Source organism: Methylobacterium sp. E-045, assembly GCF_022829685.1.
Taxonomy (GTDB): domain Bacteria; phylum Pseudomonadota; class Alphaproteobacteria; order Rhizobiales; family Beijerinckiaceae; genus Methylobacterium.
Window position 1 is genome coordinate 139948 of record NZ_JAKSYE010000063.1, and the last position, 21624, is coordinate 161571.

The 21624-nt window shown below is 69.8% G+C and carries 23 protein-coding genes; 7 read left to right on the forward strand and 16 right to left on the reverse strand.

Annotated elements, in window-relative coordinates; genetic code table 11:
• Nucleotides 1–21: 21 nt before the first annotated feature.
• A complete protein-coding gene (locus tag MKK51_RS08505) occupies nt 22–189 on the reverse strand; it encodes a hypothetical protein (protein ID WP_243976324.1) in 168 nt (55 codons plus the stop codon).
• 109 nt (nt 190–298) lie between these two features.
• On the opposite strand from MKK51_RS08505, the gene MKK51_RS08510 reads away from it, so the two are divergent.
• Nucleotides 299–1087, forward strand: a complete 789-nt coding sequence (locus tag MKK51_RS08510) for an SDR family NAD(P)-dependent oxidoreductase (protein WP_243976327.1) — start codon at nt 299–301, stop codon at nt 1085–1087.
• Between the two features lie 199 nt (nt 1088–1286).
• The gene (locus MKK51_RS08515; protein WP_243976328.1) at nt 1287–3050 is read left to right on the forward strand and encodes a methyl-accepting chemotaxis protein; all 1764 of its coding nucleotides are present in this window, start codon (nt 1287–1289) and stop codon (nt 3048–3050) included.
• Nucleotides 3051–3459: 409 nt separating this feature from the next.
• Here MKK51_RS08515 and MKK51_RS08520 read toward each other — a convergent pair whose 3' ends face one another.
• The 6 genes from MKK51_RS08520 to MKK51_RS08545 all read right to left on the reverse strand — a co-directional run bounded on the left by MKK51_RS08520 (nt 3460) and on the right by MKK51_RS08545 (nt 8247).
• Nucleotides 3460–3963: a GNAT family N-acetyltransferase gene (locus MKK51_RS08520; RefSeq protein ID WP_243976330.1), complete on the reverse strand. Its 504-nt coding sequence runs from the start codon at nt 3961–3963 to the stop codon at nt 3460–3462.
• Nucleotides 3964–4016: 53 nt separating this feature from the next.
• Nucleotides 4017–5489 carry an Asp-tRNA(Asn)/Glu-tRNA(Gln) amidotransferase subunit GatB gene (gatB, locus tag MKK51_RS08525; protein WP_243976332.1) on the reverse strand — a complete coding sequence of 491 codons (1473 nt, stop codon included), beginning with the start codon at nt 5487–5489 and terminating at the stop codon, nt 4017–4019.
• Between the two features lie 68 nt (nt 5490–5557).
• Nucleotides 5558–5857 carry a hypothetical protein gene (locus MKK51_RS08530; RefSeq protein WP_243976334.1) on the reverse strand — a complete coding sequence of 100 codons (300 nt, stop codon included), beginning with the start codon at nt 5855–5857 and terminating at the stop codon, nt 5558–5560.
• A 193-nt stretch (nt 5858–6050) separates the two neighbouring features.
• Nucleotides 6051–7532: an Asp-tRNA(Asn)/Glu-tRNA(Gln) amidotransferase subunit GatA gene (gatA, locus tag MKK51_RS08535; protein WP_243976336.1), complete on the reverse strand. Its 1482-nt coding sequence runs from the start codon at nt 7530–7532 to the stop codon at nt 6051–6053.
• 92 nt (nt 7533–7624) lie between these two features.
• A complete protein-coding gene (gene gatC / locus MKK51_RS08540) occupies nt 7625–7912 on the reverse strand; it encodes an Asp-tRNA(Asn)/Glu-tRNA(Gln) amidotransferase subunit GatC (protein ID WP_243976338.1) in 288 nt (95 codons plus the stop codon).
• 104 nt (nt 7913–8016) lie between these two features.
• Nucleotides 8017–8247 (reverse strand): hypothetical protein, encoded by a 231-nt coding sequence (locus MKK51_RS08545; protein ID WP_243976340.1) that lies wholly within the window; start codon nt 8245–8247, stop codon nt 8017–8019.
• 108 nt (nt 8248–8355) lie between these two features.
• Here MKK51_RS08545 and MKK51_RS08550 point away from each other — a divergent pair, with 108 nt between their 5' ends.
• Both MKK51_RS08550 and ruvX read left to right on the forward strand, forming a co-directional pair.
• Nucleotides 8356–8895, forward strand: a complete 540-nt coding sequence (locus MKK51_RS08550; RefSeq protein ID WP_243976341.1) for an SMI1/KNR4 family protein — start codon at nt 8356–8358, stop codon at nt 8893–8895.
• Complete coding sequence (gene ruvX / locus MKK51_RS08555) at nt 8892–9392, forward strand: Holliday junction resolvase RuvX (protein ID WP_243976343.1); 501 nt, start codon at nt 8892–8894, stop codon at nt 9390–9392. The genes MKK51_RS08550 and ruvX overlap by 4 nt, the downstream gene beginning before the upstream one ends.
• Before the next feature lie 35 nt (nt 9393–9427).
• Here the strand turns inward: ruvX and MKK51_RS08560 are convergent, their stop codons facing one another.
• Both MKK51_RS08560 and MKK51_RS08565 read right to left on the reverse strand, forming a co-directional pair.
• Nucleotides 9428–9628 (reverse strand): hypothetical protein, encoded by a 201-nt coding sequence (locus MKK51_RS08560; RefSeq protein ID WP_018043476.1) that lies wholly within the window; start codon nt 9626–9628, stop codon nt 9428–9430.
• Between the two features lie 20 nt (nt 9629–9648).
• Nucleotides 9649–10692 carry a hydantoinase/oxoprolinase family protein gene (locus MKK51_RS08565; RefSeq protein WP_243976383.1) on the reverse strand — a complete coding sequence of 348 codons (1044 nt, stop codon included), beginning with the start codon at nt 10690–10692 and terminating at the stop codon, nt 9649–9651.
• A 45-nt stretch (nt 10693–10737) separates the two neighbouring features.
• Here MKK51_RS08565 and MKK51_RS08570 point away from each other — a divergent pair, with 45 nt between their 5' ends.
• Nucleotides 10738–11421 carry a HisA/HisF-related TIM barrel protein gene (locus MKK51_RS08570; protein WP_243976345.1) on the forward strand — a complete coding sequence of 228 codons (684 nt, stop codon included), beginning with the start codon at nt 10738–10740 and terminating at the stop codon, nt 11419–11421.
• 139 nt (nt 11422–11560) lie between these two features.
• Here MKK51_RS08570 and fae read toward each other — a convergent pair whose 3' ends face one another.
• The 7 genes from fae to MKK51_RS08605 all read right to left on the reverse strand — a co-directional run bounded on the left by fae (nt 11561) and on the right by MKK51_RS08605 (nt 18488).
• Entirely contained in the window at nt 11561–12073 is a 513-nt protein-coding gene (fae, locus tag MKK51_RS08575; protein ID WP_018043473.1) for a formaldehyde-activating enzyme, read from the reverse strand.
• Nucleotides 12074–12331: 258 nt separating this feature from the next.
• Nucleotides 12332–13177: a triphosphoribosyl-dephospho-CoA synthase gene (locus MKK51_RS08580; protein ID WP_243976347.1), complete on the reverse strand. Its 846-nt coding sequence runs from the start codon at nt 13175–13177 to the stop codon at nt 12332–12334.
• On the reverse strand, nt 13174–14088 hold the full coding sequence (locus MKK51_RS08585) for a RimK family alpha-L-glutamate ligase (RefSeq protein ID WP_243976349.1): 915 nt from the start codon (nt 14086–14088) through the stop codon (nt 13174–13176). Before MKK51_RS08585 ends, MKK51_RS08580 begins: the two co-directional genes overlap by 4 nt.
• Before the next feature lie 163 nt (nt 14089–14251).
• Nucleotides 14252–15238, reverse strand: coding sequence for a methenyltetrahydromethanopterin cyclohydrolase (gene mch, locus MKK51_RS08590; protein ID WP_243976351.1), 987 nt, complete (start codon nt 15236–15238; stop codon nt 14252–14254).
• Nucleotides 15235–16404, reverse strand: coding sequence for an ATP-grasp domain-containing protein (locus tag MKK51_RS08595; RefSeq protein WP_243976353.1), 1170 nt, complete (start codon nt 16402–16404; stop codon nt 15235–15237). The genes mch and MKK51_RS08595 overlap by 4 nt, the downstream gene beginning before the upstream one ends.
• A 94-nt stretch (nt 16405–16498) precedes the next feature.
• On the reverse strand, nt 16499–17392 hold the full coding sequence (locus MKK51_RS08600; protein ID WP_243976354.1) for an NAD(P)-dependent methylenetetrahydromethanopterin dehydrogenase: 894 nt from the start codon (nt 17390–17392) through the stop codon (nt 16499–16501).
• A 112-nt stretch (nt 17393–17504) separates the two neighbouring features.
• Nucleotides 17505–18488: a beta-ribofuranosylaminobenzene 5'-phosphate synthase family protein gene (locus tag MKK51_RS08605; RefSeq protein ID WP_409565650.1), complete on the reverse strand. Its 984-nt coding sequence runs from the start codon at nt 18486–18488 to the stop codon at nt 17505–17507.
• Nucleotides 18489–18866: 378 nt separating this feature from the next.
• Between MKK51_RS08605 and MKK51_RS08610 the strand changes: the two genes are divergently transcribed.
• The gene (locus MKK51_RS08610; RefSeq protein ID WP_243976356.1) at nt 18867–19946 is read left to right on the forward strand and encodes a formyltransferase; all 1080 of its coding nucleotides are present in this window, start codon (nt 18867–18869) and stop codon (nt 19944–19946) included.
• Nucleotides 19940–21583, forward strand: coding sequence for a formylmethanofuran dehydrogenase subunit A (locus MKK51_RS08615; RefSeq protein ID WP_243976357.1), 1644 nt, complete (start codon nt 19940–19942; stop codon nt 21581–21583). Before MKK51_RS08610 ends, MKK51_RS08615 begins: the two co-directional genes overlap by 7 nt.
• Nucleotides 21584–21624: the final 41 nt, after the last annotated feature.

Here is a 21624-nt window from a genome sequence, read left to right on the forward strand (position 1 = left end):
GCGACCGGATCGCGCCGCGGATCAGGAGCCTTCGTCCCGCCCGAGCCAGGCGCGCGCCTCCGTGAGCGGGTCGTCGGACAAGGCGGGATCGTCGCTCATGCGCGCGAGCACCAAGGCGCCGACCGGATTGGCCCAACCGCCGATGGCGGCCCGCCGATTCTCCGCCACCTGCCCCCGACCGAGCTTCATGTGCGCCACCTCACTCAAACCCCGACGGCCACGGCTTGACGATAATTATGACGGTCATCATGTTTGGTTGACATGATATCCATCATGTTAATCGATAGGCAGTTCCGTCATGGCCAGCAGACCCACCATCCTCGTCACCGGCGCCTCGTCGGGTATCGGCACCGTCTATGCCGACCGCTTCGCCAAGCGAGGCCACGATCTCGTTCTCGTCGCACGTGACGCCGACAGGCTGGGCTCCCTGGCCCAGCGACTTCGCGGCGAGACGGGAGTCGCCGTCGACGTCCTTCCGGCCGATCTGACGAAGGCCGACGATCTGACCCGCGTCGAGACCCGGCTGCGCGAGGATGCCCGGATCGGCATTCTGATCAACAATGCCGGCGCCGCCCTTCTCGGACGATTCGAGGATCAGTCGACCGAGCGGATGGCCGACCTCATCGGCCTCAACGTCACCGCCCTCACCCGGCTGGCAGGCGCCGTGGCACCCCGTTTTGCCGCGTCCGGCGAGGGGGCCATCGTGAATATCGGTTCGGTCGTCGGCCTCGCGCCCGAATTCGGCATGACGGTCTACGGCGCCACCAAGGCCTTCGTCCTGTATCTGAGCCAGGGTCTCCATCTCGAACTCGGCCCCAAGGGCGTCTACGTCCAGGCAGTCCTGCCGGCGGCCACCCGCACGGAGATCTGGGGGCGCTCCGGTGCCGACGTGAATACGATGTCGGGCGTGATGGAGGCCGGTGACCTGGTCGATGCTGCCCTCGTCGGGTTCGACCGGCGCGAGACCGTGACCATTCCGCCGCTTCCCGATGCCGGGCAGTGGGACAGCTACCAGATGGCCAGGATGGCCATGCTGCCCAACTTCGCGCAGGACCAGGCCGCGGAGCGCTATCGCACGACGCGTTGACGTGGCCGGCTTTTTGCCACCGGCGAGCGTCACCCCGAGGAAGCGGCCTCTCCGGATCCCCGGCGGGGCATCCCGGCCGGGGAGGCGCGAAATTCCTCAGTCATGCCGTCAAATTAAGCATCCATGAGAGATAGCCTTCAGCCATGTTTAATGGACTTCGGGTAATCTTGTGGATGTTTCCTCTGCTAGGTGACATCACTTGCCGACATCGCTCGACGATCTTTCCAGCGACGTGACCTCCGCTCCGGACAGTGCGGGCGTCTCCGCCGCGCTCGCCGGCATGGCGACGCTCATGCGCCACGCTGCCCGCGCCAATGGACAGGCCGGAAGCTTCACCCGCGAGATCCGTCGACAATCAACCGGCGTCGACCGTTCCCTGGCGGCGACCCTCGGCAGCGTCGGCCGCGACACGGCGGCGGGCACGGCCGAGCGCCTTCGCGGGGAACTCGTGGATGCGGTCGGGCAGGCCATGCGCGCGATCAATACCGAGATCGCCCGCATCGGGGCGCGCATCGACACCAAGGCTGCCGAGGCGAGCCGGATCGTCGCCGCCATCGACGGGATCGGCGCGACGATCCGGATGCTGTCGCTGAACGCGACGATCGAGGCGGCGAGAGCCGGCGAACACGGGCGCGGCTTCGCCGTCGTCGCCGCCGAGGTCCGTGCCCTGGCCGACCAGACCCGGGAGAGCGCGCGCAACGCGGCCGGCATCATCGATTTCTCCGATGTCCGCGCCGATCTCGCCGCCCTTCGCGTTTCGACGGACCAGGCCCTGGACGGGCTGGCCGGCGCCGTGCGGGCGACCGCCGACCGGATCGAGACCCTCCTCGGCGGAGTCGGCGTCGAAGTGTCCGCGATCAGCGCCCGCAACGCCTCCATCGGCGAGGCTCTCGGCGCCATGCAGAGCAGCATCGACCGGACGGAGGCCAAGGCCGTCCGCGCCCTGGCTCTGGCCGATGCCACCCTGCAGGCCGCCGCCTCGGGCCGGCCCGCGCCGGACACGGCCCGGCACGGCCTCGCCCGCCGTCCGGAGGGCTTCGATCTCCTCGACGATATCCAGGCGCGCGGTACCCTGCGGATCGCCGTGGAGCCCGATTTCAAGGGGTTGTCTTTCCGCAAGGCCGCCGGGGGCGCCCTGCTCGGCCTCGACATCGCCTATGCCACGGCCTTCGCGCGCTCCCTCGGCGTCGCGCCGGTCTTCGTCGAATGCCCCTGGGACCAGTGCACGGAACTGCTCGATGCGGGCCGCACCGCCGCCGAGGCACCCGCCGACATCGTCTGGTCGGCCCTGCCGCCGAGCCCGGGATTCGGCGCCATCGCCTATTCCCAGGCCTATACCCACCTCCATTACGTGCTGGCGCGCCGCGCCGGCGACACGCGCATCCGCAGCCTGTCCGACCTCGAGGGCCGGACCCTGGGCATCATCAACGATCCGAGCGCCTACGCCACCTTGGAAGCCGCCGGGCTGCGCTGGGCGGAGAACCTCCAGGCGAAGGGAAGGCGGGTGGCGACCCTCGGCAGCCTCGTGCCGATCACCGACCAGGGCCGCATCCACGATGCCCTGGCCGAGGGCGTGGTCGATGCCTTCGCCGTGGACGCGCCGATCATGCACTGGGCCTGCACCGGCGCCGACAGCCCGTGGCGTGGCCGCATCGAGATCGTGCCCGGCAACATCGCGCCCGCGCCCTGGTACTACACCGCCGCCGTGGCCGACCATCCGAGCGCCTGCCGCCTGCTCATGGCGGCGGATGCCTTCATCGCCGGTTTCAAAGTCACGTCCGAGCGTGCCGCGATCGAGCGGCAATGGCAGGGCGGCGCCATCGCCGGCACGGGCGGCTACCGTGACGAGCCGGGAGGCTTGCGCGGCGCGGCGGAGCTGGCCGCCGATTACGAGGCGGCGACGGGAAGGATGCCCGCCCTCGCTTCTGTGCACAGCAGCGCGGCGCTTCGGAGCGTCGCCTGAACCCGGCCCCGGATCGCGGGAGATCTTTTGCCAACCACCTGAATGGGCAGCACTTTTTAGGATGTCGCAGAATGGGAAAGAAGACAGTTGCCGGAAAGATGAGATAGGGGCTTGACGCAGGGACGAACTAGTCGCACCTTGATCACGTGCTTCGAAGCAAAGCACAGCTCAAGCAACGAGGAGGCGTAGATCGGTTGTCGATCTCGACCAACTTAGAGGCAGGAGACGGGAATGACTCCACCCCAGCAGGATGCTGCGACGATCATCCGGGATTAATTCGGCCTGGACGTTGAGCAGCACAGACGCGAATCACGGGACGGAAGCGGTCTTCGGGGCGCAGAAGCGGCCGATACGGCACGACTTCGAATGCGCAGAATGCCCCAACTCGACCGCTTCCGCCGCCGATCCGTCATCCTCGGCTGACGTGGCTGAGGCTCAAGATCATCAAGACTTCCGCATGGTAGCGATCGCCGACCTTGAGGGCGCGCGGTTCGAGGCCGTATTTCACGAAACCGGCAGCTTCATAGCGTCGGATCGCAGTCGTGTTGGTGGCTCCGACAGACAGAACAACATCCTCGACACATGTCGCCGCGTGGTCGATCACGGCGGCGATGAGAGCCGTTCCGATGCCGCCTCCGCGCGCGTCCGGCCTGACGAAGACGCCCCAGAGCGTAGCCTTATGACGAAGCTTGGGTGAGTCCGGGATATGGAGACCGGCTGCGCCGACGAGGTCATCGTCGCCACCCCAAGCGCCGAACACGGCATGCTTCTCCAGGGTCGCCGTGAACCAAGCGAGCGGTTGCTCGGCTTCGGTCTCCCAGGACGCTCCGAAGGCTTCGGGGTGGCGGCTGAGGCCGTCGAGGCGGAGCGATCGAAAGGCTGCCGCATCGCTGGGCTCGAGTTTGCGGATCATATGTGTGAACCGCGAACGCAACGCTTTATCCTCGACGACGGGGCGGCACGGCGCTACTCGATCCCGAGCTTGGCCTTCAGCAGCGCGTTCACCGCCGCCGGGTTGGCCTTGCCGCCGGTGGCCTTCATGGTCTGGCCGACGAACCAGCCGAGCAGGGTCGGCTTTTCCTTGGCCTGCTGAACCTTGTCGGGGTTCTTGGCGATGATCTCGTCCACCGCCGCCTCGATGGCGCCGGTATCGGTGACCTGCTTCATCCCACGGGATTCCACGAGCGCGCGCGGATCTCCGCCTTCCGACCAGACGATCTCGAACAGGTCCTTGGCGATCTTGCCGGAGATGACGCCTTCGCCGATGAGGTCGACGATGGCGCCGAGTTGGGTCGCCGAGACCGGGCTCGTCTCGATGTCCTTGCCTTCCTTGTTGAGGCGGCCGAACAGCTCGTTGATCACCCAGTTCGCCGCGGCCTTGCCGTCGCGGCCCTTGGCCACCGCCTCGAAATAATCGGCGGAGGACCGCTCGGCGATGAGCACGCCGGCATCGTAGGGGGAGAGGCCGTAGGACTCGATGAAGCGCGCCTTCTTGGCGTCCGGCAGTTCCGGCAGGCCCTCGGCCAGGGAGTCGACGTAGGCCTGGTCGAATTCCAGCGGCAGCAGGTCGGGGTCGGGGAAGTAACGGTAATCGTGCGCCTCTTCCTTCGAGCGCATGGAGCGGGTCTCGCCCTTGCCCGGATCGAACAGCCGGGTCTCCTGGCTGATTGTGCCGCCATCCTCGATGATCGCGATCTGGCGACGCGCCTCGACCTCGATCGCCTGCCCGATGAAGCGGATCGAATTGACGTTCTTGATCTCGCAGCGGGTGCCGAGCGGCTCGCCGGGCTTCCTCACCGAGACGTTCACGTCGGCGCGGAGCGAACCCTTTTCCATGTCGCCGTCGCAGGTGCCGAGGTAGCGCAGGATGGTGCGCAGCTTGGTGACATAGGCGCGCGCCTCCTCGGACGAACGCAGGTCGGGGCGCGAGACGATTTCCATCAGGGCGACGCCCGAACGGTTGAGGTCGACGAAGCTCTGGGTGGGGTTTTGGTCGTGCAGGGACTTGCCGGCATCCTGCTCCAGGTGCAGGCGCTCGATGCCCACCGTGATGGTCTCGCCCTCGGGGAGGTCCACCAGCACCTCGCCCTCGCCGACGATGGGGTCCTTGAACTGGCTGATCTGGTAGCCCTGCGGCAGGTCCGGATAGAAGTAGTTCTTCCGGTCGAACACCGAGCGGTGGTTGATCCGCGCCTTCAGGCCGAGGCCGGTGCGGACGGCCTGGGCTACGCATTCCTCGTTGATGACGGGAAGCATGCCGGGCATCGCCGCGTCCACCAGGGAGACGTGGTCGTTGGGCTCGCCCCCGAATTCCGTCGACGCGCCGGAGAACAGCTTCGAGCGGCTCGTGACCTGGGCATGGATCTCCATGCCGATCACGACCTCCCAGTCGTGCAGGCCGCCCTTGATGAGTTTCTTGGGGTTCACGGCAACGGTCATGATGGCCCGGATTCAGTGTTGCGCGGCGCGAAGGCGCGCCGGAAAGGTGGAAGGACCGGCCGGCGCGGTCAAGCGCGCAGGCGATAGAGCTGGTGGGCGATGAAGCCCAGGGTGCCCCACAGGAAGCCCGCCATCCAGCGGATGGGAAAGAAGGTCGGTCCGTCGTGGCTCACCGGCGCCGGCCAGGGAATGCCGATGGCCGTGACGGCCCAGGACACCAGCACCGAAATCGCGAAGGCCATCAGCGACACGAGGATGACCTTCACGAACTGGTCCGACTTCCAGCCCATGACCAGCGCGATGGCGATCAGGACGGGATCGAACGCGGCCCAGATCCAGACGTCGAAGGGATAGACCGGGACGGTCATCGGTGGCGTCCTTGAGGCGAGGCGGCGCATTGGGATGACCGCGACGCGCTCCCTTTCCTGAAAGGAGAGGGTTGGGGTGAAGTGTGTGAGGTGTCCGGAGAGTTCGCACACCTCACCCTGTCCCTCTCCTTCCAAGAGCGGGGACCCGCGCTCCGTTCGCTCTGGGTGGCGAAGCCGGCCATCGGGTTTCCGCTCACGCCCACCACGCCTTCGGCAGCTGCGTGCGCCCGGCCGCCGTCTCGATGACCTGGGCGGCGGCGAACAGCGTCTCCTCGTCGAAGGGACGGCCGATGAGCTGGAGCCCCAGCGGCAGCCCCTGCGCGTCGAGCCCGGCCGGCACCGAGATGCCGGGGAGGCCCGCCATGTTCACCGTGATGGTGAAGACGTCCTGCAGGTACATCTCCACGGGATCGCCCGAGCCCTTCTCGCCGATGCCGAAGGCGGCGGACGGGGTGGCGGGGGTGAGGATCGCGTCGATGCCGGAGGCATAGGCCTCCTCGAAGTCGCGCTTGATCAGGGTGCGGATCTTCTGGGCGCGGACGTAATAGGCGTCGTAATAGCCGGCCGAGAGCACGTAGGTGCCGATCATGATGCGGCGCTTCACCTCGCGGCCGAAGCCGGCGGCGCGGGTGTTCTCGTACATCCCGGCGATGTCCTTGCCGGGCACGCGCAGGCCGTAGCGCACGCCGTCGTAGCGGGCGAGATTCGACGAGGCCTCGGCCGGGGCCACGATGTAATAGGCCGGCAGCGCGTAGCGGGTATGCGGCAGCGAGATCTCGCGGATCGTGGCGCCCGCATCCTTCAGCATCGCGGCGCCCTTGTCCCAGAGAGCCTGGATCTCGGCGGACATCCCCTCGACCCGGTATTCCTTCGGAATGCCGATGGTGAGGCCCTTCACGCCCCGCGCCACCGCCGCCTCGAAATCGGGCACCGCCAGGTCGGCGCAGGTGGTGTCGCGGGCATCCGCCCCGGACATGGAGCCGAGCAGGATCGCGCAGTCGCGCACCGTGCGGGCGATGGGGCCGGCCTGATCGAGGGACGAGGCATAGGCCACCGTGCCCCAGCGCGAGCAGCGCCCGTAGGTCGGCTTGATGCCCACGGTGCCGGTGAAGGCGGCGGGCTGGCGGATCGAACCGCCGGTATCGGTGGCGGTGGCGCCGAGACACAGATGCGCGGCCACGGCAGCGGCCGAACCGCCGGAGGAGCCGCCCGGCACCAGCTTCGTCTCGGAGCCGGCCCTGCGCCAGGGCGAGACCACGTCGCCATAGGCCGAGGTCTCGTTGGAGGAGCCCATGGCGAACTCGTCGAGGTTGAGCTTGCCCAGCATCACCGCGCCGTCGCGCCACAGATTGTGGGTCACCGCCGATTCGTAATGCGGCTGGAAGCCTTCGAGGATCTTGGAGCCCGCCGTGGTGGCGACCCCGTGGGTGCAGAACAGGTCCTTGACGCCCAACGGCAGGCCTTCGAGGGGCCGGGCCTCGCCGGAGGCGATCTTGGCGTCGGCCACCCCCGCCATCTGCAGGGCGCGATCGGGCGTCTCCAGCAGGTAGGCGTTGAGGCCGCGCGCCGCCTCGATCGCCGAGAGATGGGCCTTGGCGAGGTCGGTTGCCGAGAAGTCCTTGGCCTTGAGCCCGTCGCGAGCCTCGGCCAGGGTGAGTTCGTTGAGATGGGTCATGCCGCCTGCTGTCCTCAGAGCCCGCCGGACCCCGTCGCCATTCTCAGGCGCCGCGCGGTCCGAGCCGGGCATGCATCACGAAATCGAGCGCGCTACTCCACCACCTTCGGCACGAGGAAATAATGGTCCTCGGTCTCGGGGGCGTTGAAGACGATGTCGCGGGCATGGCCCCCGTCGGTCACCACGTCGCTGCGCTTCTTCATCGCCATCGGCGTGACCGAGGTCATCGGCTCGACGCCCTCGACATCGACTTCGGAGAGTTGCTCGACGAAGGCGAGAATGGCGTTGAGTTCGCCCTGAAGCGGCGCGACCTCCTCGTCGCTCACCGCGATACGCGCCAGATGCGCGATGCGCCTCACTGTGGTTGCGTCGACCGACATGCTGCCTTCGGACCTCGGGACCTGCGCCGGAACGCGCGTCAGGGGCCGGGCTATAGCACCGCGCTTCGCGGCCCCGCAACGCCGGGGCGGACGGAAGCGTCGTCTCAGACGATGGCGTTGCCGGGATGAGAGGGGGCTTCCACCACGATCCCCTTATGCTGGCGGAGCGTTTCCGACTGACGGAAGCCGAGGACCAGGATCTCGAGCGCCAAAGCCAGCATGAGCTTGTGCCGGAACGAGAGCTCGCGCGTGGCGTCGACGGCCCAGGCGCTGCCGCCTTTGCCGCGCGGTCGCAACATGCCGAGAACCTGGGAGAGGCGGCCGAGCCGATCCATGCTGTCTCCGTATCGTCAACAAATCCTTAACGGACTTATGGCGCATTGGCTCCCCGTGCGGCTATTCCCCGTCGGACGTGGGATCGGATCGCGTTGGGGATAGGGATCATGTGGCAGACGGTGTTCGCCGAATTCACCGCCGGGCCGAAGGCCGATCCGGTGGATCTCGACCGCGCGGAGGCCGAGCTGGGGTTTCCGCTGCCTGAGAGCTACCGCGGCTTCTGCCTCGACTGCGGAATCGGCCTCGCTTGCGGCTCCCTCCGCATCGCGATCCCGAGTCCCAGCGAGAGCGCGGACCTCGTCACCCGTTCGGAGCTGATCGCGCACAGCATCGCCTGCGTGCTGGAGACGCGGGAGGGGCACCGCTTCGAGGTGGAGGGCGACGACCCGAGCGTGGTCGAACGCGCCTGTTTCTTTGGAGAGACCGAGGCGGGCGAGTTCCTGTTCTGGGACGTGGTCCTTGGGGCAGACGGGGCCGAACGCCGGGAATACGAAATCTGGGTGATGGGTGCCGATCTCGAATCGGTGAGGTTCGGGGGCGCCGACCTCCCCAATCTCATGCGCCGGCTTCAGGGTCCCGCCGTGCGCGGCATTCTCGGCATGGGCGCCGAGCCCCTGCCCTCCAGCTTCCTGGGACAGGTCTCGTGACGGAAGACGAGGTCCGGGCCTTCGTCGCGGCGTCCGCGGGCGGCCGGCGTCTCATCGGGATCGACCTCGGCACCAAGACGATCGGTCTTGCCCTGTCGGATGTGGGCCGGCAGATCGCCTCGCCCCTCGAGACCATCCGCCGGGTGAAATTCACCCCCGACGTCGCGCGCCTGCGCGCCTTGTGCGAGACCCACCGGGTCGGTGGCCTCGTCATGGGCCTGCCCCTCAACATGGACGGCAGCGAAGGGCCGCGCGTCCAGGCCACACGTTCCTTCGTGCGCAACATGAAGCCCCTGCTCGACCTGCCGGTGCTGTTCTGCGACGAGCGCCTGTCCACGGCGGCGGTGACGCGGGCCCTGATCGCGGCGGACGCCTCGCGGGCCAAGCGCGGCGAGGTCGTCGACATGCTGGCGGCCGCCTACATCCTCCAGGGCTGCCTCGATCAGATCCGGGGCCTGATGGGGGACGAGGAACGCGAGGAGCGCGACGTCTTCTGAGGGGAGCGACGGAGGGCGGCGAGGACGCCTGCGCGTCACGCCGCCGCCGGCGGCTCGTCGTCTCCGGGCTCGACCGGCGAATTGAGGATGTCCTCCAACTCGTCCACCAGCATGTCGATCTGGTCCTGACTCGCCAGCACCTTGAGGGTCTGGCCGCTCTCGGTGGCGAGGGCGAGCTCGATCCCCGCCCCGGAGCGCGTGGCGAGGATGCGGGCGAGTTTGTGCGTGGCGCTCATGCGGGTCTCCCGTTCGGGGTTCAGGACAGGGTCGGATCGGCGGCCAGCAGGGCCACCGCCACCGCCGGGCCGCAGGTGGAGGCCCAACCGGCGCCCTCCTCCGCGAGCGACGGCGCGATGAGGTCGGTGAGCGCCACGGCAGGGCGTCCCAGCCGCCGGGCCAGCCGCTCGGCCAGGAACCGCCCCGCCCCGCAGACGACGAGGGGCGCATCGGCCGCGAGGTCGGGGCGCGAGAGCAGGATCGCCGCCGCGTCGTGCAGGGGCCGCAACTGGCACTCGGCGAAATGGGCCGCGAGGGCGCGCCAGTCGGCCGAGGTTCCCTCCGCATGGTCGCGGCCGATCATCCGGGCGAGGCGGATCTCGGTCTCGGGGATCGATTTGCCCTTCATGTCGGCGCTGTGCTGCTGGTCCGCCCCCTCGGGCAGGTCGCCGGTGAGGCGGTAGACGTCGGCCGTGGTGGCGAAGGTCTCCGCCATCAGGCCGGTGCGCCGGCCCTTGAACGGAGCGGAGGCGGTGAAGGCGAGGACGGGCGTGCGCACCACGCCGGAATAGACCAGTTCCCCCGTCTCCAGGCGCTCGGCATCGCTGTAGCCCGTGGCGGCGGGGCGGCCGTCCACGATGGGGATCAGGTCGGCGGTGGTGGAACCGATATCGACGAGGAGCCCGTTCCGCACGTGGCGGCCGGCGAGGGCCGCCGTGGCGTGCCAGTTGGCCGAGGCCACGTCGATCGCGGCGCCCGTCGCCTCGCCGGGCGAGAGGAGCCCGGCCCGGCCGCCGTAGATCCGGACCGAACCGGCGAGATTCGCGCTCGCCCAGGCGGAGAGCTGCGCCACGCCGTCGGTGCGGTCGGAGAAGCAGTCGGTGAGCTCCCCGGTCATGGTCACCACATGGTCGGCCTCTGCCCGCGCCCAATCGGGCAGCTGCGCAAACGTCTCGTCGAGGGCGGGCAGGCCGCGCCAGAGGCGGCAGGGTGCCTGGACCACCGCCTCGACGCGGCCGCCGCGAACCAGGGCCGCCTTGACATGGACCCCCCCGAGATCCCAGCCGATCACCGGGTTGTGCATGGATGTGGCAGGCGTCACGGGCAGGTCCGTACAGGGAGAAACGGGATGAAGGACGGGTTTCGGATCGTTCCGGTGATCGACCTGCGCCACGGGGAGGTGGTGCGGGCGAGGGCCGGGGATCGCGCCTCCTATGCCCCGATCGTGACGCCCTTGGCAAAGGGATCGTCGCCCGGGGATGTCGCCCAGGGGCTCCTGGCCGCGATCGCCGCGCGCATCCTCTACGTCGCCGATCTCGATGCGATCATCGACGGCAGCCCCCCCGATCTCGGCAGCCTCACGCGGGTCGCGCGCGCTTGTCCCGGCGTCCAGCTCTGGGTCGATGCCGGATTCGCGGGCGGCCCCGGCGTCGATGCGTTCCTGGCGGAGGGGGTGGGCCGCCCGGTGATCGGCAGCGAGAGCCAGCACGATGCCGCCCTGGTGCGGGCGCTCGGAGACCGCGCGGTCTTCTCCCTCGACAGCCGGGGCGCGGAGCGGATGGGGCCGGCCGAGCTCCATGACGAGCCGGCGCACTGGCCCTCCGAGGTCATCGTGATGACCCTGAGCCGGGTCGGCGCTGGGACCGGGCCGGACCTCGACCGCCTGTCCGAGATCCGCCGGGCCAGTCCGATGACGCGGCTCTACGCGGCGGGCGGGGTGCGCGGACCGGCGGATGTCGCCGCGCTGGAGGAGATCGGCGTCACGGGGGCCTTGGTGGCGTCCGCGATCCACGACGGGACATTACGGACGTAACGCGCCGGAGCCACAAAAAAACGAGGCGGCCGGAGCCGCCTCGTTTCATGTTTCATCGTCCGAGGAAGATGGAAGCCAGTCGCTGGAGCAGGCCCCGCGGTGCGGGCGGAGGCGCGCTCTGCCCAGGACTGTCCCCGATCTAAGCGTTCGACGCGAAGGGGTGCGAAGCGGAGTTGCGCTGCTCGGTGGCGTAGGCAGCGGTGGGCTCGCCCTTGACGGCGCGCTGGATCGACAGCTTCACGGCGTCGTAGTTGTACTTCTGGATCTTGGCGTCGTCGGCCGCTTCCCAGTGGATGAACACGCCGACCAGGATGAACAGGTCGTCGGCTTCGTCAGCGGGGATGATGCCTTCGGCAACGGCGTCCTGCACGGCCTTGGCAACGCCGTACTGGGCGGGGCCGAACATCTGGACGGCCTGACGGGCGTCGTTGATGGTGACCTTGTTGAACATCAGGGTGTTCGGCTTGCAGGGCAGGTTCGGCGCGATGACCGCGAGCAGGCTGGTGAAGCCGTGCTTGTTGTTCACGAGGCCGTTGCAGAAAGCCGTCTCGGCCGGCGAACCGCGCGGTCCGATGATGAGATCGATGTGGGCGACCTCGTTGCCGTCGCCGACGAGAGCCTCGCCGACCAGAACTTTGTTGATCTTCGCCATGTGGGGTTTCTCCCAGGAGTCTTGAAAAAGCATGACCGCCCCGTAATCTGGCGCGGCCGAAAGCCATCCTTGTTCACGGCGTCCAGCCCCAATGGGACCGGACCGGTTTGCCCGGATCGCGGCGCGGACCCTACTCTGGGGTCTCAACCGGAACAACCCTGCAGGGGGGGCGGATTCGAGCAAAATCTTTGTCCAACGGGGGCTTGAACGCGCCGCGGCATCGATTAAGGCACGCCGCCGCCGCCGGGACCATCGGCGTCACGGGGGTTCCGCCCCGCCCGCCAGCAACCGGTCGGCGAAGAGGGTGGCCACCGTCATGTCCGCGCTGGTGCCCGGATTGAGGTTCTGGCCCTTCCACGAGCGGTCCCGCGCCAAGAGTTCGGCAATGGGGCGCGTGGCGAGATCGAGGGAGAGGAGCTCCGCCGCCTCGGCGCGCAGGGCGTCGGCACGGTCCGCCCCGTGCTTGCGCGCCACGTGGCTGTCGGGAACCGCCGCGAGGTAGTCGAGGAACACCGCCGTCGTGCTCCAGGGAGGCGCAAGGCCCTTGCGGCGCGCCTCCGCCAGAGCGGGCAGACCGATGCCGAAAAGGTCGGCGAAGCCGGTGACGTAGGCGCGGGCGATCCGGTCGCGCGGGGCCGCTTCCGCCATGGCCGCGATGAGGCTGGCCGGCGCTTCCGATCCGGTCACGTCGTGGCGTTCGGCCCGTCCGAGGCCGCCGGGATTGGCGGCGCGAATCGCGGCGAAGACATCGGCCGCATCGGCGGCGTCGAGGGTATCGAGAACGTGGCCCAACGTGTCGCCCAATGGGCCGCCGCGCTCGGCGGCGAGCGCCAGGGGCGCGCAGAGGAGGAGAATGCCGAGATTGGTGTTCTGCCCCACGGCGTCGAGGGTCGCCTCCATGGCGCTGCGCACGCGCCGGCCGACCCCCGCGCCGGGTTCCGCCAGATGGGGGGCGGAGATCTCGGCGCTCGTGACGAAATCCGCCACCGCCATGCGGTGGCCGTCGGCGAAGACATGGACGTTGCCGGGCTTCAGGGCGTCGAGCTCGGCCAGGCAGCATGCTCGGTAGGCCGCGGCGATCGCCTCGGGCGAAAGCCCGCTCATCCCAGTGCCGCCAGGAGCCGGGGGGGCCTTGCCGCCCGCACGGCGTTGAGGAAGCCCCGGGCCACGGCGGCCGCGACATCGACCTCGGTGACCTGCTGCAGGCCCGACCAGGCCGGCATCGAGTTGACTTCGAGGACGAGGTAGCCGCCCTCCCCGTCCTCCACGAGGTCGATGCCGGTATAGTCGACGCCGATGGCCGCCGCCGCCCGCTCGGCGAGTTCGGCGGCCTGCGCCGGCATGGCCCAGGGCAGGGGCCGGCCTCCGCGATGGACGTTGGTGATCCAGCCGTCGCCCTCGCGGATCATGGCGGCGATGGCCCTGCCCTCGCAGACGAAGACGCGGTAATCGCGCCACAATCCGTCGTTCCGCGCGATGTAGCGCTGCAGATAGTAGACCCGCGACACGGCCTCCTCGCCGGGCAGGTCTTCCGGCCGCGTGATGAGCTGCAGGCCCTCCCCCTGCGAGCCGAAGAGCGGCTTGAGCACCAGCGGCCGGCCCGGTCCCGCCTCGCGGGCGACGCAGGCGGCGGCGGCCTCGCGGCTGGAGAAGACGAAGGTGTCGGGGGTGGGCAGGCCGGCCCTGGCGACGAGGAGGCTCGTCATCGCCTTGTCCACCGAGCGCTCGATGGCGCCGGGCGAGTTCCACACCGTGACCCCGGAGGCGACCAGGGCATGCAGGACGCCGAGCCGCATGGTGGTGGCCTCGAAGGTGCCTCCGGCGATGGTGCGCAGGAGGACGCCGTCGGGCAGCCCGTCCTCGAAGCCCGGCACCCGGAGCGGTTCGCCCGCGCCGGTGACCACCGCCACGTCGGCGAGGGAGAACAGCACCGGCTCGGCGCCGAGATGTTCCAGGGCGGCCCTCAGGCGTGCCTTGTGCCAATTGCCGTTATCGGCCGCGAGCCCGATGCGCATGTTGTTCGCAACCTCGACGTCGATCCCTCTCCCCCTTGCGGGAGAGGGTGGCCCGCGAAGCGGGTCGGGAGAGGGGAGCAGAGGTTCCGGACAGGGCTTCCCCTCTCCCGGTCGCTCCGCGACCACCCTCCCCCGCAGAGGGGGGAGGGTTGCGTGATGGGCCTCAGCTGAAGGAGGCGTCCACCAGCTCCGGCATCAGCCGGCCACCGCGAAAACTCTTGCCGGTGGTCACCGAGGTGACGATGACCTCGGCCGGGCTGAAGAGTGCGCCGTCGATCTTGTAGAAGTCGCCGTTCACCCGGCCGAAGATCTCGGCGAAGGGGGCGCCGTGGTCGGCGGAGGTGGTGGAGGGCAGCTGCTCGGCGAGCTGCTTGGCATCCGCCTCGTCGGCCTCGACGAAGAGCTGCACCCGGCCGCCGTAGATGATGGCGTCGTTGGTGCGGCCCATGGCCTGGATGAAGTCGGGATGCTGCGGCGAGAGCGGGGCCGAGCCGATGCCGTCCACGATCTTGTGCAAGTCGAAGCCCACGGTATGGGCCTTGTGCAGGGCGACTTCGAGGACGCGGGCGACGACCTGGGTCGAGCCGGCCAGCGACTGGGTCGGCGCGTAGATGAAGGTCAGCGCGTCCGCCGACAGGCCGCAGGCCTCGGCGACCTTGGCGATGACGGAGGCCGGCGGTCCGCCGGCCGCTTCGAGCACCAGGGCCGTCCGGCTGGCCGTGTCACGGTAGCCGAGCTCGGCGTAGAGGTCTTCCACCACCGAGACCGCGCGGCCGGGGCCGGAACCGAGGGCGAAGAAACCGGAATCGCCGGTCTCGTCGGCCAGCGACCAGCCGGCATACTGGCTGCCGAGGCAGGCGAGCACCGGGTCGGCGGAATGCACCACCACGGAATAGGGCCAGGCCGCGATCGGCCCGGTGGGGACGATCGACACGGTGCCGAGGCCGCCGAGACAGATCTCGGCGATGCGCCGGCCGGCCTCGATCGAGCCGCGCACGGTGGCGCCGGCATCGACCATGCGCGCGCCGTTCTCCGTGGTGACGGCAAGGCGCAGGGCCTCGGCATCGGCCACCAGTTTCTCCACGAGGGGATTGGCGAGGGCGTTCAGGCTCGGCGTGGTCCGGAGCGTGGCGGGGGGATGGGTGGTCATCGGGCTTCCTCCGTCGTGGCGAGCAGGGTCCGCAGGGTGGCGGCCCGGACGCGCAATAGGTCTCGGGTGGCGGCCGAGTCCGGGCCTGCGGCGAACACGGTGCACAGGGGAGCATCGCGTGGCACGCAGGTGCCGGATTGTGGGCGGTCGCGAACGAAATCCGGCCAGTCGAGGGGCGGCATCGGCGCGTAGCCGGCTGCCGCGTAACAGATTTCCGTGGCCGCCGCATCCACCGGCGATGGGTCGATTCGCGGCAAAACGCCGAGGCTCGCGTCGATATGCGCGGCCAGGAGCGGCGAGTCGCGGCGGTCGAGGACGTCGAGGGTGGCCCCCGGGCGCGGGTTGATCTCCGTGAGCCACCACCCCTCCTCCGCGACGAGGAGGTCGGCGCTGGCGAGACCGGCAAGCCCGGTTTCCGCGACGAGTCCGGCGAGGGCCGCCGTCACTCGGGAGAGGGTCGCGGCCGACAGGACCGGCGCTTCGTGAGCCGCGCGTTCCAGCGCCCCGGCGAAGCGGAAGGGGCGTAAGGGGGACGGCGCGCTCCATTGCTCGGTCACTCCGAGGATCGCCGCCCCGCGCCCGTCGGCGAGGAAGGCGACGGCGTGGGCGGTGCCGTCGACCCGCCTCTGAAAATAGGCGCCCGGCGGTGCCCTCCCCGCGCCGGCGGGACGGATATGGCTGCCGCCGGACCCGCCGGAACGCTTGAGGAGCCAGTCCGGCCGGTCCGTCACGGCTTCCCGCGTCACCGCCGGATGAGGGATTGCGAGGCGGGCGCAGAGGGCGGCGAAGGCGAGGGGATCCTTCAGGACCCGGACCGTATCGGGCCCGGCGCCCAGAAGCCTGTGGCGCCGGCCGATCCTCGCCATCAGGTCGGGCGCACCCTCGAAGCCGCTGCCGAGCACGATCCCGATCGGTGGCTTCTCCGCCATGGCGGCCAGGGCATCGAGCCCGGCGAGCACGCCCTCCCCCGCCAGCCCGTCGCCGAACCGGCCTTGGGCTGGGCGATAGCCTTCGGCGAGGGCGCGGGTGTCGGCATCGCCGAAGAGGTCGAGGACATAGGGGCGCAGTCCCGCCCGGCGCGCGGCCTGCGCCAGGGCGCGCCCGGACTGGGCGGCGATGAGGATCGCGTCGCCCCGGGGCGGCGGCCGTTCGGATGATGCTGCCATCGCGGCGATCGCTTCGGATCACGCCCACGCTGCTCCCACCACCCTGCCTCATCCCGAGGTCACGGGCCGGATCGGGTGGGCGGGTGAGCGCCTGTCAGCCGGCGACCTCGACGGCGACCTTGTAGGCGTCGCGGAAGTCGAGGCAGAGGGGCTCGCTGGCGGCGAGGATCTGGCGGAACAGGCGGGACTGGGTCTGGTACTTGACGTTGCCGACGGCCAGGGCGCCGATGCCGATGCCCCGGCCGGCGGGCAGGGCCACGTCCTTGGCATTGACGTCGATCCCGGCGATGCCGGCGGGCGGCACCGCGTTCACGTCGGAGGCGACGAGGAGCTTCGGTGCCGATTCCAGATCGGCCGCCGACAGGATCGGGATACCGGCCGGGCCGGCCGAGAGGATCACGTCAGCCTCGGCGATGGCGGCGCGGCGCGCCTCGGGGGTCGAGCCGTCCACGGCGCCGACATCGATGCCGAAGCGCCATTTCATGGTGAAGGCGATCTTCGAGACGCGCTCTTCGCCGTCATGCCCGACGAGGACGGACTTGGCGCCTTCCAGCGCTCCGATCACCGCCGCCACGTAGGCGACGACGCCGGCCCCGCCGAAGATGACGATGCGCTTGCCCTTCAGGTCGGTGCCGAACTTCGCCTTCAGGGCGCGGGTCACCTCGGCGACCATGGCGGCGCCGGTGGTGAAGGAGCCGGCCGGGTCGGCGACGATGTGATTGGCGAACGGCGGCACCAGGGCTTTCTTGGCCCGGTCCATCATGTCGAGGGCGTCCTCGGCGTTCTTGCCGCCGATGAAGATGGTCGTGCGGGCGCCATCCTGCGGGGAGCGGGAGAAGATCGAATCCTGCACCAGGGAGGTCACGTCCGGCAGGGTCACGTCGGTATAGGTCGCGATCGTCTCGAAACCCGCATCCACGGCCATGTTCACGTCGAACGGGCTCATGTGCTTGAGGGGCGTCAGCATATGCAGAATCGAGCGGGCCATCGTGTCTCTCCCTCCGCAAGTGTCCGGCGCCATCGCAGCGCCACCTCTCGCATGTGTACCGTCGGAACCGGACAGACCGGCTGCGTCAAGCATCGCTGATGCGCTTGTTGTCTTAAAGTGGCGTGACCGAGGCGCCCGTATTGCGCCCGCGCGCGATCACGAAACGCAAGGGGCCGGGCCGCTCGAGGGATGCCACGAGGGCACGTGCCGCCGCCTCGGACGGCACCAGGGCGAAGCCCGTCGGTCCCCACGAGCTCTGGCCGTATCCGGCGATTCCCTGGGCGGCGATGGCGGCGAGTGCCTCGGCCACGGCGGGGCTGGCGTAGCGCCCGCCCTGGTGCGGCGCGAAGTGGTCGCCGATGAGACGCTGGATGGTGGTGATGCCGGCGCCGAAACCGTCCGGTTCGGCGGTGGCTACGGCCGGCAGAACCTGCATCAGCACGATCCGGCAGATCGCGGCGGCCTGCTCCTCGGGAAAGCGTGGGAGATCGCGAAACGCCTCGACCTCGCGGGTGCCATGCACGCCGGTCATGCTCTCGTCGAGGATCAGCACGATCCGCCACGCCTCGGGATAGGCGAGACGCGCGATCAACGGCGGTGGCCCGTTGCTGGCGTCACGGCCGCCATCCACGATGAGGCCGCCCTGGGTGAAGGCGGCGAGGCCGACGCCCGAGCGGTTGCCGCGATCCAGGGCGTCGGCGAAGGCGTCGGGCGAGAAGGGGCGACCGTCGAGGGCGGCGAGGGCCGCGGCGACGCTCAGTGCCAGCTGCGTGCCCGAGCCGAATCCGGCATGGGCCGGGATCGCCTCGTCCACCCGGATGGCGGCCGCTCCCCGAAGGCCGAGATGGCGCGACGCGGCCTCGGCATAAGTGCGGGCGCGGGCCGCCTCCGGCCCGACCACGTCGAGGACGGGGGCCGCATGCGCGGTGAGGGCGATGGAGGGGGCGTCGACCGCGAGCCCGATGCTGCCGAAGCGCCGGCCGAGTCCCCCGTGCAGATCGAGGAAGCCGAAGTGGAGCCGCGCCGGCGCGTGCACCCGCACCGCACGGGCCTGGTCCGCCGTCTCGGCTGGCCGTTGATCCGGGATCTGGTCCACGTCGACCCCTTTCATTAAAAAAAGCTCTCATCCTTAGCGCCGCGCGGGCCGCGAACTCATCGGCCCCCGGTGAGACCGGACCGAAATGGCGATCGCATGGCGCTTGCCGGCGCGGGCTTCTCCCACGGAGGACGGATCGGTCGCAAGCGTCGCCATACCATCAATCGTCGGGCTTCCGCAGGGCCGGGCTCCGCCGGACGCCGGGGAGGCGCGGCGTGGCAGCTTGACAGAAGGGGGCCGGCGGCGGCCGGTGGGGGGTTGCTTGCGGCGCCTCCGCGATGCAAACGTGCCGGCCCACTAGGATTGGACTGGCGCAGTCCCGCCGTGCGCGACGCTGAACACAGCGCGTGCCGGGCCCTCGTTCTCCAAGGTGTAGGCATGGCTGCCTGGGTTAAGGGTGGTGCGGCGGACGTGAGCGCAGCGGTGGAGGCCGCAGCCACGCTCCTTGCCGCAGCGAAGACTCCGATCGTCACGGGATTGAGTGCGGATACGAGCGCGGTGCGGGCGGCCTATCATCTGGCCGGGCTCATCGGTGCCTCCGTCGATCCCGTCGGCGGCGACGGCCTCTATGCGGAGCTCCGCCCCCTCAGCCAGTTCGGCAATCTCAACACCACGCCGGCCGAGGCGATCGGCCGGGCCGATGCGGTGCTGATCGTCGGCCTGCGCCCGTGGGACCGGCCGATCGTGCAGGAGATCGCCGCCTCCGTGCCGTCGCGCGGCCGCGCCGCCGGTTCCGAACGCACGCTGCTCTCCCTCGGCGGCCCCGGCGACGGCGCCACCCGCCATGTCTCCTATCCGGCCGCCGCCGGCGGTCTCGCCGTCTCGGTGGCGCATCTGCGCGCCTACGTGAAGGGCAACCTCTCCGGGGAAGCGGCCTATGCCGATCTCGGCCGGCGCCTGACGACGGCGCAATACGGTGTCGTCCTCTACGACGCCGCCGAACTCGGCGAGCTCGGCGTCGAGATGCTGCAGGGGCTGGTGCGCGATCTCAACGACCTGACGCGCTTCTTCGCGCTCTCCTTGTCGGACGGGTTCCAGGGGCGGGCCGTGACCCAGCTCGCGTCCTGGACCACCGGGCAGCCGCCGCGGGTGGGCTTCGGCCGCGCCCTGCCCGAACACGATCCCTGGCGCTTCGACAGCCAGCGCCAGGTGGCCGCCGGTGAGGCCGACGCCGCCCTGTGGCTCGCCCCCCTCCCCGCCCCGCGCCCCGATTGGCTCGGCACCCTGCCCACCATCGCCATCGTCGGCGAGGGTAGCGCCGACGCCACGGGGGACGTCGCCGAAATCGTCATCGCGGTGGGCGTCCCCGGCGAGACGGCCGGTGGCGCCCTGTGGAACGAGCGCCGCGCGGCGATCACCTATACGCCTCCTTCCGGCCAGCCGGCCGACCTGAACGCGGCCGGCGTGCTCGCCGCCATCCAGAATCGCCTCACGCAGAAGAAGGGCGCCTCATGCTGATCCTGATCCAGGGCGGCCGGGTCGTCGATCCCACCGCCGGCCGCGACGGCGTCGGCGACGTCTGGATCGAGGACGGCCGCGTCGTCGCCCCGTCCGAGCGCAAGCCCAACAAGACCATCGACGCGACCGGTTGCGTCGTGATGGCGGGCGGCGTCGAGGTCCATTCGCATATCGCCGGCGGCAACGTGGTGATGAGCCGCCTACTCCTGCCCGACCTCTATGTCAGCGAAGCCGCGCCCGAGGGCCATCCCTTCGCACATGCCGGCGGCTCGGCTGCCTGGATCGGCGCGAACTACGCGCGGATGGGCTACACCATCGCCGTCGAGCCGGCGATGCCGCCGACCAACGCGCTGGCGACCCAGCTCGAACTCGCCGACATCCCCCTCCTCGACCGCGGCGCCCTCACCGTGATGGGCAACGACGACCAGCTCCTCGACCTGCTGCGCCAGCGCGAAGGCAAGGCGGCGGTGCGGGATCTCGTCGCCCTGTCGGTGGCCACCTCGCGGGGCCTGGGTGTCAAGTGCATCAACGCGGGCGGCGCCTCGGCCTTCAAGGACGGGATGCTCAATCTCAGCCTCGACGAGGAGATCCCGGTCTACGGTCTTTCCACCCGCAAGATCATGAACGCCCTCCTCGACGCGGTGGAGGAAATCGGCGTGCCGCATCCGCTGCACGTCCACGCCAACAACCTCGGCATTCCGGGTGCCGACGATTCCTTCGTGGCGACGATGGAGGCGGCGGAAGGCCGGCGCATCCACTTCGCCCATGCGCAGTTCTACGCCTACGGCGCGGTCGATCCGGCCAATCCCGGCACCGGCGGCTTCCGCTCGGCGGCCGAGCGCATCACGGAGGCGATGGAGAAACACCCCAACGCCACCTTCGACGTGGGTCAGGTCGCCTTCGGTCAGACGGTGACGATCTCGCTGGACGTCATCCGCCAGTTCGCCGGCCGCAAGGGCGCGAACCCGAAGAAGTGGATCATCACGGCGGGCGACGCGGAAGGCGGCGGCATCGTGCCGTTCCTCTACAAGCCGCGCGGCCCGGTGAGCTCCCTGCAATGGGCGATCGGCCTCGAACTGATGCTGCTGTCGGGCGACCCCGAGCGCACCATCCTCACCACCGACCATCCCAACGGCGGCCCCTTCACCGAATATCCGCGGATCATCCATCTGCTGATGGACAAGGAGGAGCGCGACCGCGAGATCGCGGGCCTGCACAAGGTCATCGCCGAGCGCTCCGGCCTCTGCGGGATCGAGCGGGAATACACTTTCTCCGAGATCGCCCAGCTGACGCGCTCCGGCCCGGCCAAACTCCTCGGCCTCGCCGATCGCGGCCATTTGCGCGAGGGCGCGCGCGCCGACGTCGCGATCTACCGCGACGACACGAACCGGACCGCGATGTTCGCCCGCGCCAGACTGGTGCTCAAGGACGGCCATGTCATCGTCGAGGATGGCGAGATCGTCGATTGGCGCGCCGGCCATACCCTGGAACTCACGGTGGAATCCGACAAGGCGATGGAGACGCGCACCGATGCCTATCTCGACGCCCGCTTCGGCGCCGGCCTCGACAGCTTCACCGTGCCGGACGAGGCCTTCCCCGTGAGCGATGTGTTCGAGGACGTGGCATGTCGCGTTTGAAGATCCTGCCGGTGACGATCCCGCCGGACTTGATGACGATG